This window comes from Streptomyces sp. NPDC090022 (assembly GCF_044748145.1).
Classification (GTDB): Bacteria; Actinomycetota; Actinomycetes; order Streptomycetales; family Streptomycetaceae; genus Streptomyces.
Genome location: NZ_JBIVFN010000008.1, coordinates 146,329 through 160,006, shown reverse-complemented (window position 1 = coordinate 160,006; position 13,678 = coordinate 146,329). Strand labels below are relative to the sequence as shown.

General features: G+C 71.2%; 16 protein-coding genes, 1 tRNA gene and 1 riboswitch. Of the genes, 11 read left to right on the top strand and 6 right to left on the bottom strand.

What is annotated here, in order from left to right; genetic code table 11:
* The first annotated feature begins 12 nt into the window (after positions 1–12).
* Positions 13–615: an RdgB/HAM1 family non-canonical purine NTP pyrophosphatase gene (rdgB, locus tag ACIPXB_RS17920; protein ID WP_401450562.1), complete on the top strand. Its 603-nt coding sequence runs from the start codon at positions 13–15 to the stop codon at positions 613–615.
* A 53-nt stretch (positions 616–668) separates the two neighbouring features.
* Here rdgB and ACIPXB_RS17915 read toward each other — a convergent pair.
* A tRNA-Leu gene (locus tag ACIPXB_RS17915) sits at positions 669–752 on the bottom strand.
* Between the two features lie 120 nt (positions 753–872).
* On the bottom strand, positions 873–1,340 hold the full coding sequence (gene bcp / locus ACIPXB_RS17910) for a thioredoxin-dependent thiol peroxidase (RefSeq protein ID WP_401450559.1): 468 nt from the start codon (positions 1,338–1,340) through the stop codon (positions 873–875).
* A 100-nt stretch (positions 1,341–1,440) separates the two neighbouring features.
* Here bcp and ACIPXB_RS17905 point away from each other — a divergent pair, with 100 nt between their 5' ends.
* From ACIPXB_RS17905 to ACIPXB_RS17895, 3 genes are all read left to right on the top strand, one after another.
* Entirely contained in the window at positions 1,441–1,761 is a 321-nt protein-coding gene (locus ACIPXB_RS17905; RefSeq protein ID WP_401450556.1) for a DUF3618 domain-containing protein, read from the top strand.
* A gap of 82 nt (positions 1,762–1,843) precedes the next feature.
* Positions 1,844–2,146 carry a GroES family chaperonin gene (locus ACIPXB_RS17900; protein ID WP_401450803.1) on the top strand — a complete coding sequence of 101 codons (303 nt, stop codon included), beginning with the start codon at positions 1,844–1,846 and terminating at the stop codon, positions 2,144–2,146.
* Between the two features lie 71 nt (positions 2,147–2,217).
* Positions 2,218–2,290: riboswitch (guanidine-III (ykkC-III) riboswitch) on the top strand.
* A gap of 31 nt (positions 2,291–2,321) precedes the next feature.
* Positions 2,322–2,642 (top strand): DMT family transporter, encoded by a 321-nt coding sequence (locus ACIPXB_RS17895; protein ID WP_401450553.1) that lies wholly within the window; start codon positions 2,322–2,324, stop codon positions 2,640–2,642.
* A 53-nt stretch (positions 2,643–2,695) separates the two neighbouring features.
* On the opposite strand, the gene ACIPXB_RS17890 is transcribed toward ACIPXB_RS17895, so the two are convergent.
* Positions 2,696–5,092 carry a transglycosylase domain-containing protein gene (locus tag ACIPXB_RS17890; protein WP_401450551.1) on the bottom strand — a complete coding sequence of 799 codons (2,397 nt, stop codon included), beginning with the start codon at positions 5,090–5,092 and terminating at the stop codon, positions 2,696–2,698.
* Between the two features lie 202 nt (positions 5,093–5,294).
* Here ACIPXB_RS17890 and ACIPXB_RS17885 point away from each other — a divergent pair, with 202 nt between their 5' ends.
* From ACIPXB_RS17885 to ACIPXB_RS17865, 5 genes are all read left to right on the top strand, one after another.
* The gene (locus ACIPXB_RS17885) at positions 5,295–6,104 is read left to right on the top strand and encodes an ABC transporter permease (protein WP_401450801.1); all 810 of its coding nucleotides are present in this window, start codon (positions 5,295–5,297) and stop codon (positions 6,102–6,104) included.
* On the top strand, positions 6,097–6,981 hold the full coding sequence (locus tag ACIPXB_RS17880; RefSeq protein ID WP_401450549.1) for an ABC transporter permease: 885 nt from the start codon (positions 6,097–6,099) through the stop codon (positions 6,979–6,981). Before ACIPXB_RS17885 ends, ACIPXB_RS17880 begins: the two co-directional genes overlap by 8 nt.
* Positions 6,982–6,987: 6 nt before the next feature.
* The gene (locus tag ACIPXB_RS17875; protein ID WP_401450547.1) at positions 6,988–8,007 is read left to right on the top strand and encodes an ATP-binding cassette domain-containing protein; all 1,020 of its coding nucleotides are present in this window, start codon (positions 6,988–6,990) and stop codon (positions 8,005–8,007) included.
* Positions 8,008–8,096: 89 nt separating this feature from the next.
* Complete coding sequence (locus tag ACIPXB_RS17870; protein WP_401450545.1) at positions 8,097–8,906, top strand: DUF1707 domain-containing protein; 810 nt, start codon at positions 8,097–8,099, stop codon at positions 8,904–8,906.
* A gap of 142 nt (positions 8,907–9,048) precedes the next feature.
* Positions 9,049–10,323, top strand: a complete 1,275-nt coding sequence (locus tag ACIPXB_RS17865) for a DUF445 domain-containing protein (protein WP_401450543.1) — start codon at positions 9,049–9,051, stop codon at positions 10,321–10,323.
* A gap of 422 nt (positions 10,324–10,745) precedes the next feature.
* Here the strand turns inward: ACIPXB_RS17865 and tnpA are convergent, their stop codons facing one another.
* Entirely contained in the window at positions 10,746–11,162 is a 417-nt protein-coding gene (gene tnpA / locus ACIPXB_RS17860; protein WP_401450541.1) for an IS200/IS605 family transposase, read from the bottom strand.
* A 26-nt stretch (positions 11,163–11,188) separates the two neighbouring features.
* On the opposite strand from tnpA, the gene ACIPXB_RS17855 reads away from it, so the two are divergent.
* A complete protein-coding gene (locus tag ACIPXB_RS17855) occupies positions 11,189–12,373 on the top strand; it encodes an RNA-guided endonuclease InsQ/TnpB family protein (RefSeq protein ID WP_401450539.1) in 1,185 nt (394 codons plus the stop codon).
* A 217-nt stretch (positions 12,374–12,590) separates the two neighbouring features.
* Here the strand turns inward: ACIPXB_RS17855 and ACIPXB_RS17850 are convergent, their stop codons facing one another.
* Entirely contained in the window at positions 12,591–12,725 is a 135-nt protein-coding gene (locus ACIPXB_RS17850) for a hypothetical protein (protein WP_401450829.1), read from the bottom strand.
* Between the two features lie 77 nt (positions 12,726–12,802).
* Positions 12,803–12,979 carry a hypothetical protein gene (locus ACIPXB_RS17845; RefSeq protein WP_401450538.1) on the bottom strand — a complete coding sequence of 59 codons (177 nt, stop codon included), beginning with the start codon at positions 12,977–12,979 and terminating at the stop codon, positions 12,803–12,805.
* Between the two features lie 144 nt (positions 12,980–13,123).
* Here ACIPXB_RS17845 and ACIPXB_RS17840 point away from each other — a divergent pair, with 144 nt between their 5' ends.
* Positions 13,124–13,678, top strand: a complete 555-nt coding sequence (locus ACIPXB_RS17840) for a GNAT family N-acetyltransferase (RefSeq protein ID WP_401450535.1) — start codon at positions 13,124–13,126, stop codon at positions 13,676–13,678.

Sequence of the window (13,678 nt, the reverse complement as noted above, 5' to 3'; positions counted from 1 at the left end):
TAATCGGTGACCATGACCCGCCTGATCCTCGCGACCCGCAACGCGGGCAAAGTCGCCGAGCTCCACGCCATCCTGTCCGCGGCCGGCCTGCCCCACGAGCTGGTCGGCGCGGACGCGTACCCCGAGATCCCGGACGTCAAGGAAACCGGCGTCACCTTCGCCGAGAACGCCCTGCTCAAGGCCCACGCCCTGGCCAAGGCCACCGGCCTGCCCGCCGTCGCCGACGACTCCGGTCTCTGCGTCGACGTCCTGAACGGCGCCCCGGGCGTCTTCTCCGCCCGCTGGGCCGGCCGGCACGGCGACGACCGGGCCAACCTCGACCTGCTCCTCGCCCAGCTCTCGGACATCGACGACGCCCACCGCGGCGCCCACTTCTTCTGCGCCGCCGCCCTCGCCCTGCCCGACGGCACCGAACGCGTCGTCGAGGGCCGCCTCCTGGGCACCCTGCGCCACACCCCGTCCGGCACGGGCGGCTTCGGCTACGACCCGATCCTCCAGCCGGCGGGCGAGACCCGCACCTGCGCGGAACTCACCCCGGCCGAGAAGAACGCCATCTCCCACCGAGGCCAGGCCTTCCGCGCCCTGGTCCCGGTGGTCCGGGAACTGGTGGGCTGACCCGGTACGCCGAAGGCCCCGTACGCGGTCGCGTACGGGGCCTTCGGCACAGGTGCGGTTGGGGGGACTCGAACCCCCACGGGTTTTACCCCACTGGGACCTAAACCCAGCGTGACTGCCAATTCCACCACAACCGCCAGCGAACCATCCCGATTCGGACATCGGGTCTGGCCGGCTGCGGTCAGTCTAGGGCAGCGACGCCACGCGCCGAGGGCAAAGGGAGGGTCGAAAAGGAGCCGGGAGGCAACCCGTACGGGTCAGATGCCCAGGTCCTTGATGATCTTGGCTACGTGGCCGGTGGCCTTCACGTTGTACAGGGCGCGCTCGACCTTGCCCTCCTCGTCCACGACCACCGTGGAGCGGATCACGCCGGTCACCGTCTTGCCGTAGAGCTTCTTCTCGCCGAAGGCGCCGTACGCCGTCAGGACCTCCTTGGAGGGGTCGCCGACGAGGGTGACCTTCAGGTCCTCCTTCTCGCGGAACTTCGCCAGCTTCTCCGGCTTGTCCGGGGAGACGCCGATGACGTCGTAACCGGCCGTGGCCAGCAGTGCCAGGTTGTCCGTGAAGTCGCAGGCCTGCTTGGTGCAGCCCGGGGTCAGGGCCGCCGGGTAGAAGTAGACGATCACCTTGCGGCCCTTGTGGTCGGCGAGCGAGACCTCGTTGCCGTCCGCGTCGGGCAGGGTGAAGGCGGGGGCGGTGTCGCCCGGCTGGAGTCGCTCGCTCATGTCTCACAGTCTCCTCGGGAGGGGATCGGTACCACCCGAGCGTAAGCTGACAGACTGTCCACCCAGGACCATGCCCACACACGACGACGGAGGCAGCGCGGTGCCCGAAGCAAGGACCCCTGCGCAGATCGAGGCGGACATCATCCGCAGGCGCGAGCAGCTCGCCGAGACGCTCGACGAGATCGGCGTGCGCGTGCACCCGAAGACGATCATCGGGGACGCGAAGGCCCGGGTCGCCTCGTCGGTGGAGCAGGCGGCGGGCCGGGCGGTCTTCGCCGTGAACCGGGTGGTCACCGACGTCAAGGCCGGGTTCCGCGGCGATGACGGCGCGCCGCGCGTGGAGCGGCTGGTGCCGGTCGCGCTGGTGGCCGTAGGGCTGGTCGGTCTGCTGGTGGTGTCGGCGCGCCGTCGGCGCGGCTGACCCGCTGGATTACAAGGCCGGCGCCGGCAGGTAGGTTCGAGTCGTGAGCAACCACACCACCCACGACAAGCTGCCCATCCGCATGCTGCACGACCGTGTGCTCGTGCGGTCCGATGCGCCCGAGGGCGAGCGCCGCTCGGGCGGCGGCATCCTGATCCCGGCGACGGCCGCGGTCGGCAAGCGGCTGGCCTGGGCGGAGGTGGTCGCGGTCGGGCAGAACGTGCGGACCGTGGAGCCCGGCGACCGGGTGCTGTACGACCCCGAGGACCGCGCCGAGGTCGAGGTGCGCGGCGTGGCGTACGTGCTGATGCGGGAGCGGGATCTGCACGCGGTGGCGGCGGAGCGGCTGGAGGGGTCCGAGGACTCCACCGGGCTGTACCTCTGACCGTCGTCCGCGTCTGCGGCAGGCGTCCTCTCCGTGCCAAAGGGCCGGTGACCGAGGTCACCGGCCCTTTGGCGTGCCGTTTGTTACGGTGAAGTGGGACCCCGACGAGACGCGCCGTACCGGGTCAGGACAAGACGACGCACCCTGTTCCGCTCTCGTTCCGGAGGTGCCCGTCATGGCCTGGGTTCTGTTGCTGCTCGCCGGTCTGCTCGAGGTCGGCTGGTCGATCGGTATGAAGTTCACCGAGGGTTTCACCCGCCTGTGGCCGTCCGTGTTCACGGGTGCCGGGATCGTGGCCAGCATGCTGCTGCTGTCGTACGCCGCCAAGACGCTGCCGATCGGTACGGCGTACGGCGTGTGGGTCGGCATCGGCGCGGCGGGGGCCGCGGTGGTGGGGATGGCGGTCCTGGGCGAGCCGGTGACCGCGGCCCGGATCTTCTTCGTCTGTCTGCTGCTGGTGGCGGTGGTGGGGCTGAAGGCCACTTCCGGTCACTGACCCGGCGATCGTCGTTCCGGCGTTCATCGACCCGGCGTTCATCGACCCGGCGTTCATCGTTCCGGCGGGCGGCCGCCTTCCGCCGTCGCGCCGTCGGGGCGGCCTCCGGTGGGGTTGCCGCCGGAGGTCCGGCCGCCGTTCGCGGGGTTGCCGCCGCCTGTGTCGCCCCCATCGGGTGGCGGTGTGTCGTCCCTGCCGGTCGGGGTGCCGCCGCCCGTGTCGTTCCCGTTCGTGTCGCCTCCGCCGGTGTCGTCCCCGTCCGTGGGGGCGCTGTCGGTCGGGGTGCCGCCGGGGCCGCCGTCGGTGTCGCCGGGGGTCGGCGGGGACGGCGGCCGGACGCCGGGGGATTCGTGGCCGGGCGGTGGCGGTGGCGGGGGCCGGCGGTCGGCGCCGGGCTGGAGGTCGAGCTCGAAGTCCAGCGGGTCGCTGTCGCCCAGTGCCGCCTTGGTGTACGCGGCCCAGATGCGCGCCGGGTAGCCGCCGCCCCCGATGCGCGGTTCGCCCAGTGCTCCGTAGAGGGACTTCAGGGTTCCGGTGTCGGGGTCCTGGCCCATCATGGCGACGACCGTGACGAGGCCGGGGGTGTAGCCGGCGAACCAGGCCGAGCGGTCGAGCTCACCGGTGCCGGTCTTGCCCGCGGCGGGGCGCCCGGCGGCCAGCGCCGCGGTGCCGGTGCCGTTGTCGACGACGCCGATGAGGACCGAGGTGGTGGTGTCGGCAGCCTCACGGCTGATGGCCTGGGTGGGGGTGCGCTCGGGCAGGGGGATCCCGTCGGAGCCCTTGGTGATCTTCTCGAGGAAGGTGTACGGGGTGTACCGGCCGTGGTCGGCCAGTGTCGCGTACGCCACGGTCATGTCGAGGACGCTGGCCTGGAGCGTGCCGAGCGCCATGGCGGGGCCGGCGTCGAAGTTGGGGGTGTTCTCGGGGATGCCGAGGGCGACGGCGGTCCGCTTGACCTTCTGGGTGCCGACGTCGACGACCATCTGCGCGAAGACGCTGTTGACGGAGAGGTCGGTGGCGGTGCGGACGGTGATGGGGCCGTAGGAGCGCTGGTCCTCGTTCTCGGGGGCGTAGGGGATGCGGCTTCCGGCGACGGGGCGCCTGTTGTCGCCGTTGTACAGGGTGTTGGGGGTGATGAGGCGGCCGTCCTGGGTGCGGGAGTCGTTGTCGACGGCGGAGGCGAAGACGAACGGTTTGAAGGTGGAGGCGACCTGGTAGTCGTGCCGGGTGGCGTTGTTGACGTACTGCTTGGTGTAGTCGACGCCGCCGTAGAGGGCGACGACCTTGCCGGTGAGGGGGTCGATGGAGGCGCCGCCGGCGCGGACGACGCGGTCGGCGGGGTGGGAGGCGGGGTCGAGCCGGGAGAGCATCTGCTGCTCGACGGCGGTGACGAAGTCGTTCTGGCGGGCCTTGTCGATGGTGGTGGTGATCCGGTAGCCGCCTTCGGCGAGGGACCGGTCGTCGACGATCTCGTTCTCGACGATGTAGTCCTTGATGGCCTCGACGAGGTAGCCGCGCTGCCCCGACAGGCCGGCGGCCGGGCGGACCTTGCCGGGTTCGGGGAACCGGGTGGCGGCGCGTTCGGCGGGGGTCAGCCACTTCTTCTTGACCATGCCGTCGAGGACGTAGTTCCAGCGGGCGAGGGCGCGGTCGCGGTTCTGGGGGTGGGCGACGACGTCGAAGGCGCTGGGGGAGTTGAGGAGGGTGGCGAGGTAGGCGCCCTCGGCGGTGGTGAGGTCGCTGACGTCCTTGCCGTAGTAGGCCTGGGCGGCGGCCTGGATGCCGTACGCGTTCCGGCCGAAGTAACTGGTGTTCAGATAGCCTTCGAGGATGTAGTCCTTGGACTTCTCGCGGCCGAGTTTGATCGCGATGAAGAATTCCTTGACCTTGCGTTTGATGGTCTGTTCCTGGCCCAGGTAGTAGTTCTTGACGTACTGCTGGGTGATGGTGGAGCCGGACTGGGTGCCCTTGCCGGTCGCGGTGTTCCAGGCGGCGCGCACCATGGCCTTGGGGTCGACGGCCCGCTCGGAGTAGAAGTCCCGGTCCTCGGCGGCGAGTACGGCTTCCTGGACGGTGCGGGGGACCTGGGAGAGCGGCGCGTTGACGCGGTTGACCTCGCCGTCGCGGGCGAGCTGGGAGCCGTCGGAGTAGAGGTAGAGGTTGGACTGCGCGGTGGCGGCGGCGTTGGCGGGCGGGATGTTGACGAGCAGGTAGCCGGCCACGAGGCAGGCGCCGATGACCAGGGCGACGAACAGGACGGTGCCGACGACCACGCGCCAGGTGGGGACGAACCGGCGCCACCCGGTGCGCTGTCGGCGCACGGGGCGGTCCGGTGCGGCCTGTTCGCCGGGTGCGCTCCGCCGGTGCGGCGGCGGGTGGTGGGGCGGCGGGGGGTGCGGAGTGTCCGGGTCCCGGGGGCTCCAGCCCGGTCGGGGGGAGGGGTCGCTCATCTCCGGGGCTCCTCGACGCCGTGGGAAACATCCACGTTTGTACCTGAAGGTCTGCTTGCTGCTCTATCTGAAGCTGTCTACCCGATGGCGGAACGATCCGTGCCGGACGGCCGTAATTCGGTCGCGTGGATCGCCCCTCCGCACTAAGCTCGCGCGCTTTGGCCGACGCAGGGGAACGAGTGGGAGGGGAGACAGGGTGCGCCTGCACCTGCGCTTGTATCTGGCGGTCGCCGCGGGCGGCTTCCGCCGCTACGCCACCTACGGGACCGCGACCGCGGCCGGGGTGTTCACCAACACCGTCTTCGGGTTCATCGTCGCCTACACGTACATCGCGCTGTGGGAGCAGCGTCCCGGGCTCGGCGGCTACGACATGGCGCAGGCACTGACCTTCGTGTGGGTCAGTCAGGCGCTGCTCGCGGCGGGCGCGCTGATCGGGGGCGGCTTCCACGAGGAGGTCCAGGAGCGGATCCGTACGGGTGACATCGCGGTCGACCTGTACCGGCCGGCCGATCTGCAGGTGTGGTGGCTGGCGGCCGATCTGGGCCGGGCCGCCTTCCAGTTGGCCGGGCGGGGCGTGGTGCCGCTGGTGGCGGGGGCGCTGGCGTTCCCGCTCGCGCTGCCCGCCGATCCGGTCCGCTGGCTGCTGTTCCTGATGTCGGTGACGCTGGGGCTGGTGGTGGGTTTCGCGCTGCGCTACCTGCTGGCACTGGCGGCGTTCTGGCTGCTCGACGGGTCCGGTCTCAACCTGGTCGCGACCGTCGTGTCGATCTTCTTCTCGGGGATGCTGCTGCCGCTGACGGTCTTCCCGGGCGCCTTCGGGGAGTTGGTGCGCGCGCTGCCGTGGGCGGCGATGCTCCAGGTGCCGCTGGACGTGCTGCTGGGCGAGCACGCGGGGGCGGGCGGCGCGGCGCCCGCGCTGGGCTTCCAGGTGCTGTGGGCGGTCGTACTGCTGGGCTGCGGGCGGCTGCTGCAGTCCGCGGCGACGCGGAAGGTGGTGGTCCAGGGTGGCTGAGGCGACGACGGCCGGCGGCGGCGAGCGGGTGGCGGTACGGCGGGAGCCGGCCGGGATCCCGGAGCGCAACCGCGCGCTGGAAGGCGTACGCGGCTACGGGCTGATCGCCGCGATGTGGATCCGCGCGACGATGACGTACCGGACGTCGTTCCTGCTGTCGGTGTTCGGCAACGCGGCGATCACCGGGCTCGACTTCGTCGGCATCTTCATCATGTTCCGGCACGTGGACGCGCTGGGCGGTTTCTCGCTGGCGGAGATCGCGCTGCTGTACGGGTCCTGTTCGGCCTCGCTGGGGCTGGCGGACCTGATCCTGGGCAACACCGACCGGATCGGGACGCGGGTGCGTGACGGTTCGCTCGACACGATGCTGGTGCGGCCGGTTCCGGTGCTGGCGCAGGTCGCGGCGGACCGGTTCGCGCTGCGCCGGGTCGGGCGGATCGTGCAGGGGCTGGCGGTGCTGGGGTGGGCGGTCTCGGTGCTGGACGTGGACTGGACGGTGGGGCGGGTGCTGCTGGTGCCCGTGATGGTGGTGGCCGGGGCGGCGATCTTCGGGGCGGTGATGGTGGCGGGGGCGGCGTTCCAGTTCGTCGCGGGGGACGCGGCGGAGGTGCAGAACTCCTTCACGTACGGCGGCAGCACGATGCTGCAGTACCCGCCGGCCATCTTCGCCAAGGAGCTGGTGCGCGGGGTGACGTTCCTGGTGCCGCTGGCGTTCGTCAACTGGCTGCCGGCGCTGGAGGTGCTGGGGCGGCCCGATCCGCTGGGGCTGCCGGGGTGGCTGGCGTACGCGAGCCCGCTGGTGGCGTTCGTGGTGTTCGTACCGGCGTCGCTGGCGTGGCGCGCGGGTGTCCGTTCGTACCGGAGCACGGGGAGCTGAGGAACGATGTCAACGACATCGACGTCGACGCCGAGGTCGGCATCGCGGGAGTCGGAGCCGGTGATCGAGCTGGAGGAGGTGGCGAAGGTCTTCGACGTCCGGCGCCGCACCGGACGGTGGCGGCGGGAGAAGCGGCAGGTCAGGGCGGTGGACGGGATCTCGTTCACGGTGCGGCGCGGTGAGATGGTCGGCTACATCGGTCCGAACGGCGCCGGCAAGTCCACCACGATCAAGATGCTGACGGGCATCCTGACGCCGAGTGGCGGCCGGCTGCGGGTCGCGGGGATCGACCCGGCGCGCGAGCGGACCCGGCTGGCGCACCGGATCGGGGTGGTGTTCGGGCAGCGCACGACGCTGTGGTGGGACCTGCCGCTGAAGGACAGTTACGGCCTGATGCGCCGGATGTACCGGATCCCGGAGGACCGTTACCGGCGCAACCTGGCGCGGTGTGTGGAGCGGCTGGCCCTGGGCGAGCTGCTGGACGTACCGGTGCGGCAGCTGTCGCTGGGGCAGCGGATGCGCGGGGACATCGCGGCGGCGCTGCTGCACGATCCGGACGTGCTGTACCTGGACGAGCCGACGATCGGGCTCGATGTGGTGAGCAAGGCGAAGATGCGGGGATTCCTGCGGCAGTTGAACGAGGAGCTCGGTACGACGGTGCTGCTGACCACGCACGACCTCCAGGACATCGAGCAACTGTGCGAGCGGGTGATGGTGATCGACCACGGGCGGCTGATGTACGACGGCCCGCTGGGCGGTCTGCACGCGGCGGGGGCGGCGGGGTCGGTGGAGGAGATCGAGCGGACGCTGGTGGTGGACCTGGAACGGGAACTTCCGCCGATCGACCTGCCGGGCGCGCGGATCGTGCGGGTGGAGGGGCCGCGGCAGTGGCTGGCGTTCCCGGCGGGATCCTCGGCGGCGCCGCTGGTGGCGGCGGTGGCGGAGCGGTACCCGCTGGTGGACCTGTCGGTGCGGGAGCCGGACATCGAGGACGTGATCGCGCGGATGTACGCCGGGCGGGGGTAGCTGTACGCCGGCGGGGGGAGCGGTGGCCGAGCGCGTTTCCGCGCGATCAAGTCGTATGACATGGATGGCGTACTGAATAGGCTGTGCCCATGAGTGACGAGCGGCCGGAGAAGCCGTTGCCGGAGAAGGCGGACGTGGACGGGGCGGCCCCGCGGAACACGGCCCCGGACGGGGTGAAGCCGCGGGAGGCGGCCCCGGATGAGGTGATGCCACGCAAGGCGGACCTGAGCAAGGAGCCGGCGGCGGGGAGCACCCCGGCGTCCGATCCGCGGCCGGCGCTGCGGGCGTCGGACGCGGACCGTGAGCGGGTGGTGGAGCGGCTGCGGGACGCCGTGGCCGAGGGCCGGCTCGACATGGACGAGTTCGAGGAGCGGCTGGAGGCGGCGTACACGTCCCGTACGTACGCCGAACTGGAACCGCTGACGCGCGACCTCCCGGCGGTCGCCGCGGCCTATCCGCCCGCCGACCGGCCGGCGCCGGGCACCGGCACGTCCTGGCCCGCCCGGATCGGCGGCGCGGGCACCTCCTCGGGGGCCGTGGCGATCATGTCCGGGTTCCAGCGCAAGGGGCACTGGACGGTGCCGGGCCGGTTCACGGCGGTGGCGTTCTGGGGCGGCGGCGAGATCGACCTGCGCGAGGCGAACTTCGCCGAGCGCGAGGTCGAGATCACGTGCGTGGCGATCATGGGCGGCATCGAGATCGTCGTACCGCCGGGGGTGGAGGTCGACGTGCGCGGCATCGGCATCATGGGCGCCTTCGACCAGCGCGACAGCCCGTCACCGGCGGATCCCGGGGCACCGCGGGTGGTGATCACGGGCCTGGCGTTCTGGGGCGGGGTGGAGATCAAGGTGAAGGCACGCAAGGGGCTGGGCGGGGGCAAGGCCCGCAAGGAGCTGTAGGGGGCGACGGGGCGGCCGTACGACCGGGCGACGGGGCGACGGGGGCGACGCGCCGGGAGCCGTCGGGAACTCTCGGGGCCTCCCGGGAGTCGGATGCTATGCAGACAAACCCGACGACGCCCCCGGGGGAAGGCAGGCCCGCGTGACATCCAGCTCATTCGTCTTCAACGCGGCGGACGAGGAACGCCGCCGCGGCGTACGCCGCATGAAGAGGACGGCCACCGGCCTGCTCGTGCTGGTGGCGCTGGTCTACGTCCTCGCGAAGTGGGCCCAGCAGGAGGGGGCCGGCGCCTGGGCCGGTTACCTGGCGGCCGCCGCCGAGGCGGGCATGGTGGGCGCACTGGCGGACTGGTTCGCGGTCACCGCCCTCTTCCGCCGCCCCCTGGGCCTGCCGATCCCGCACACGGCGATCATCCCGACCAAGAAGGACCAGCTGGGCGTTTCGCTCGGTGAGTTCGTCGGCGAGAACTTCCTCTCCCCGCAGGTCGTGCGCGACCGCCTGCACGCCCTGGGCATCGGCAGCCGACTGGGCGCGTGGCTGGCGGAGCCGGCGCACGCGGACCGTGTCACGGCGGAACTGGCCACCGCGCTGCGGGGTGCGCTGACGGTCCTGCGCGACTCGGACGTCCAGGCGGTGGTCGGCGAGGCCATCACGCGGCGCGCGGAGACGGCGGAGATCGCGCCGGGCATCGGCAAGACGCTGGAACGGGTCGTCGCGGACGGCGGCCACCGGCGGGTGGTGGACATGGTCTGCGCGAAGGCCCACGACTGGCTGGTCACGCACGGCGACTCGATCTCGGACGCGGTCCAGGGGGGTGCGCCGGGCTGGACCCCGCGCTTCGTGGACCGCAAGGTCGGCGAGCGCGTCTACAAGGAGCTGCTGCGCTTCGTCACGGAGATGCGCGACATGCCGGAACACCCGGCGCGGGGCGCGGTGGACCGCTTCCTGCACGACTTCGCGTCGGACCTGCAGTCGGACACCCGGACGCGGGTGCGCGTGGAGCGCCTGAAGTCGGAGATCCTGGCCCGGGACGAGGTCCAGGACGTGATCGCCTCGGCGTGGACGGCGATCCGCACCATGATCATCTCCGCGGCGGAGGACGAACAGAGCGAACTGCGCCTGCGTGTGCGGGCGTCCCTGATCTCCCTGGGCCGCCGACTGGCCACGGACGATCGCCTCCAGTCGAAGGTGGAGGGCTGGATCGAGGGCGCGGTGGTGTACGTGGTGACGACGTACCGCACGGAGATCACGTCCCTGATCACGGACACGGTGGCGAGCTGGGACGCGGAACACACCTCGCGCAAGATCGAGGCCCACATCGGTCGCGACCTGCAGTTCATCCGCATCAACGGCACGGTGGTCGGCGCCCTGGCGGGCCTACTGATCTACACGCTGTCAAAGGCCCTGGGGGCATAACCCCCCGCACCCGGCCCCGCGACGCCCCACCCACACCCGACGCTCCTGTTTCCCGCCCCCGGTGCTCCGGGTGCTCTGGGCGGCGGGTGGTCCGGGCCTCGGGTGCTCCGGCCACCTCGGGCCTCAGGTGCTCTGGGTGGCCTGGGCCTTGGGTGCTCTGGGTGGCCTGGGCCGGTGGCCCCGCGGGGGCCGGTGGGGCCGGGGCCGGAGTATGGGGGTTCCGTTCCCCAGCCCAGCCCAGCCCAGCCCAGCCCAGCCCTGCGCCCGTACGCCCCGCCGGTCAACGGTGGCCCAGGCTGCCGCCCCCACTATCCCCGCCACCTGATTTCTCGCAGGGAGTACCGCCCTTCAGGGCGGTAGGGAATGCGTCCTCGGGGCGGAGGCGCGGAGCGCCGGAGTTCTTTGCGGCTCTGTCTTGACGGTCAGGTCGGTCGGTTCTGCTGCTCGATGTAGCGGCGGACGGTCGCGAGGGGAGCGCCGCCGACGGAGCCGGCGAAGTAGGAACCCGCCCACAGTCGTTGCGCCCGCCAGTAGTGCCGGGTCAGCTCGGGGTACTCCTGGCGGAGCCTGCGGGAGCTGACGCCCTTGAGGCTGTTGACCAGCTTGGAGACGGCGACCTTGGGCGGGAAGTTGACCAGGAGGTGGACGTGGTCGGCCTCGCCGTTGAACTCGACGAGCTCCGTCTCGAAGTCGGCGCAGACGGCGCGCATGATCTCTTCCATGCGCGTGAGGTGGGTGTCGGTGAAGACGCCGTGCCGGTACTTGGTCACGAAAACCAAGTGGGCGTGCATGAGGAAAGTGCAGTGTCTACCAGTGCGGATGTTCTCATACTCAGCCATAACCCAACTGTAGTAGCATCGCGGTCATGCAGCTTCGTTACCAGTTCCGCGTCTACCCGACGCCCGGTCAGCGCATCAGCGCGGCCCGGGTGTTCGGATGCCGTCGCGTGGTCTGGAACGACGCGCTGGCCCTGATCAAGCCGGTGAAGGCGGCGAACAAGCTGCTGGGCAACCCGTCCCACCGGATCGCCCAGGGGCCGTACCTGCGGGTGCCGAAGAACGCGGACCTGGCCAGGACGCTCGTGACGGTCGCGAAGAAGACCGAGGAGCGGGCCTTCCTGTCCGACGCGCCGGTCGGCGTGCTCCAGCAGACACTTCGGGACCTGGACGCGGCATGGAAGGCGCACGAGGACTCCAAGTCCGGCAAGCGCAAAGGGCCCAAGGTCCAGCCCCCGCGATTCAAGTCCAAGAGGGACAACCGGCAGTCCGCCCGCTTCACCCGTTCCGACCGCTGGTCGGTCACCGAGGACGGCCGGCTGCGCCTGCCGAAGATCGGGGACGTGCGGGTGAAGTGGACACGTGACCTGCCGTCCGACCCGACGTCGGTGACGCTGGTCAAGGACCGGTCCGGCCGGTACTTCGCCAGCTTCGTCGTGGACACGGACCCGGCCGCTGACCTCTTCCCGCCGGTCGAGGGGGAACAGGGCATCGACCTCGGGCTGACCCGCTTCGCGGTCCTCTCGGACGGCACGCACATCGCCTCGCCGAAGTACCTGCGGCGGGCAGAGAAGAAGCTGAAGAAGCGGCAGCGCGAGCTGTCGCGCAAGGCGAAGGGATCGAACAGCCGGGACAAGGCCCGCATCAAGGTAGCCCGCGCTCACGCCTCCGTGGCCGATGCGCGCCGGAACTTCCACCATCAGTGGTCTCACAAGCTGACGAGCGAGAACCAAGCCGTCTACACCGAGACCCTGAACGTGCGAGGACTGGCACGCACCCGCCTGGCCAAGAGCATCCACGACGCGGGCTGGGCCCAGTTCGTGACCATGCTGGAGTACAAGGCCGCACGACGCGGACGCACCTTCGCCAAGATCGACGGCGCCTTCCCCAGCTCGCAGATATGTTCCGCCTGTGGACACCGCGACGGCCCCAAGCCTCTCAACGTCCGCACCTGGACCTGTGCCGAACCCACCTGCCAAACCGTTCATGACCGGGACTGGAATGCTGGCCGGAACGTCCTCTACGAAGGCCGCCGCACCCTCGCGGCAGCCTGACCTACATCACCACCCACCCCCGGACGAGGGGCCCTCTCTCGGTAACGAGCGAGGTAAACGCCTGCGGAGCGCACGTAAGACCGGACGTAGTCCGGCAGCGCGCACAACCCCCACCACGTGGGGAGGAACCAGGAACCCACCCGAAGCGGGCAGCCCCGATACGACAGGGCCACCCGCAGGCGGGGAATCCCCGTGCTTCAGCGCGGGGAGGCGGACGTCAATCCCGCCCGGCCACGGCCCCCGCCGCGCCCAGGACGACCCCGCCCAGCGGCCGCTTCCGCGTCCACCGCGCGACCGCGTACCCACCGACCAGTCCCACCGCAGCCACCGCCGCCGTCGGTACCTGTGCCATCGCCGACCAACTCCCCGTACGTAGTCCACACCTGCACGCGCGACGGCCGCGTCCTGCGACCCGCGCCCGACCCGAGGCTAACGCGCCCGCCGCCCCAACCTCAGCGCCCCCACCACCCCCAGCACCAGCACCACACCACCGATCACGCTGTTGGGCACCGAGTCCCGCAGGGCGTCCGGCAGCAGGGCCACGCCCCCGAGGACGAGCAGGAAGGAGACGGCGGCGCCGCCGGCGCCGAGCAGCAGTCGGTCCACGCGGTGTTCAACGACAGGAGAGGCGATTTGTCGCACACTCGCCGGATCCGCCCATCCGCTCACCTCCGGAACCCGCACCCCGTAAATTCACTCTTCCAGCCAAGAACCCGGAAAACCGTAGAACCCGACCAGGAGCGGACAATCGTGATCTCCTACGGACCGGCCGTCCTCGATCTCGTGGACGAGCTGGTCGATGCCTACGCCGACGTCTTCGCCGCCCCGCCGTGGAACGAGGACGAAGAAACCATTCGCCAGTTCGGGGCCCGGCTCCAGGCCGACGCCCGCCGCCCCGGCTTCCGTACCGCCTTCGTCCAGTCGGCCGCCGGTATCGACGGCTTCGCCACCGCCTGGGTGACCCGCGACCCCTTCCCCGCCGACCGCTCGTACGCGCACGTCGCGGCCCAGCTCGGCCCCGACCGCGTCAGGCAACTCCTGGTCGGCGCCCTGGAGATCGACGAACTCGCCGTCCGCGCCCACGCCCGCGGACACGGCACCGGCCGCGCCCTCCTCGCCGAGATCACCGCCGATGCCCCCGGCCGGCGAGCCTGGCTGCTGACCGCCCGCAAGGCCACGGACACCGTGGCGACGTACCGCCGCCTGGGCTGGCACGAGGTCACCCCGCTGCCCGGCACCGAGAACGGCGTCCTCGTCCTCCTCTCTCCCGATCACCCGGATCGCACCGATCGCCCCGGTCACTGA

Excerpts from the sequence above, each read along its gene's own strand:
- ACIPXB_RS17895 (WP_401450553.1), top strand. The coding sequence starts at position 2,322 with ATGGCCTGGGTTCTGTTGCTGCTCGCCGGTCTGCTCGAGGTCGGCTGG.
- ACIPXB_RS17875 (WP_401450547.1), top strand. The coding sequence starts at position 6,988 with ATGTCAACGACATCGACGTCGACGCCGAGGTCGGCATCGCGGGAGTCG.
- ACIPXB_RS17900 (WP_401450803.1), top strand. The coding sequence starts at position 1,844 with ATGCTGCACGACCGTGTGCTCGTGCGGTCCGATGCGCCCGAGGGCGAG.
- bcp (WP_401450559.1), bottom strand. The coding sequence starts at position 1,340 with ATGAGCGAGCGACTCCAGCCGGGCGACACCGCCCCCGCCTTCACCCTG.
- ACIPXB_RS17890 (WP_401450551.1), bottom strand. The coding sequence starts at position 5,092 with ATGAGCGACCCCTCCCCCCGACCGGGCTGGAGCCCCCGGGACCCGGAC.
- ACIPXB_RS17855 (WP_401450539.1), top strand. The coding sequence starts at position 11,189 with ATGCAGCTTCGTTACCAGTTCCGCGTCTACCCGACGCCCGGTCAGCGC.
- rdgB (WP_401450562.1), top strand. The coding sequence starts at position 13 with ATGACCCGCCTGATCCTCGCGACCCGCAACGCGGGCAAAGTCGCCGAG.
- tnpA (WP_401450541.1), bottom strand. The coding sequence starts at position 11,162 with ATGGCTGAGTATGAGAACATCCGCACTGGTAGACACTGCACTTTCCTC.
- ACIPXB_RS17870 (WP_401450545.1), top strand. The coding sequence starts at position 8,097 with ATGAGTGACGAGCGGCCGGAGAAGCCGTTGCCGGAGAAGGCGGACGTG.
- ACIPXB_RS17850 (WP_401450829.1), bottom strand. The coding sequence starts at position 12,725 with ATGGCACAGGTACCGACGGCGGCGGTGGCTGCGGTGGGACTGGTCGGT.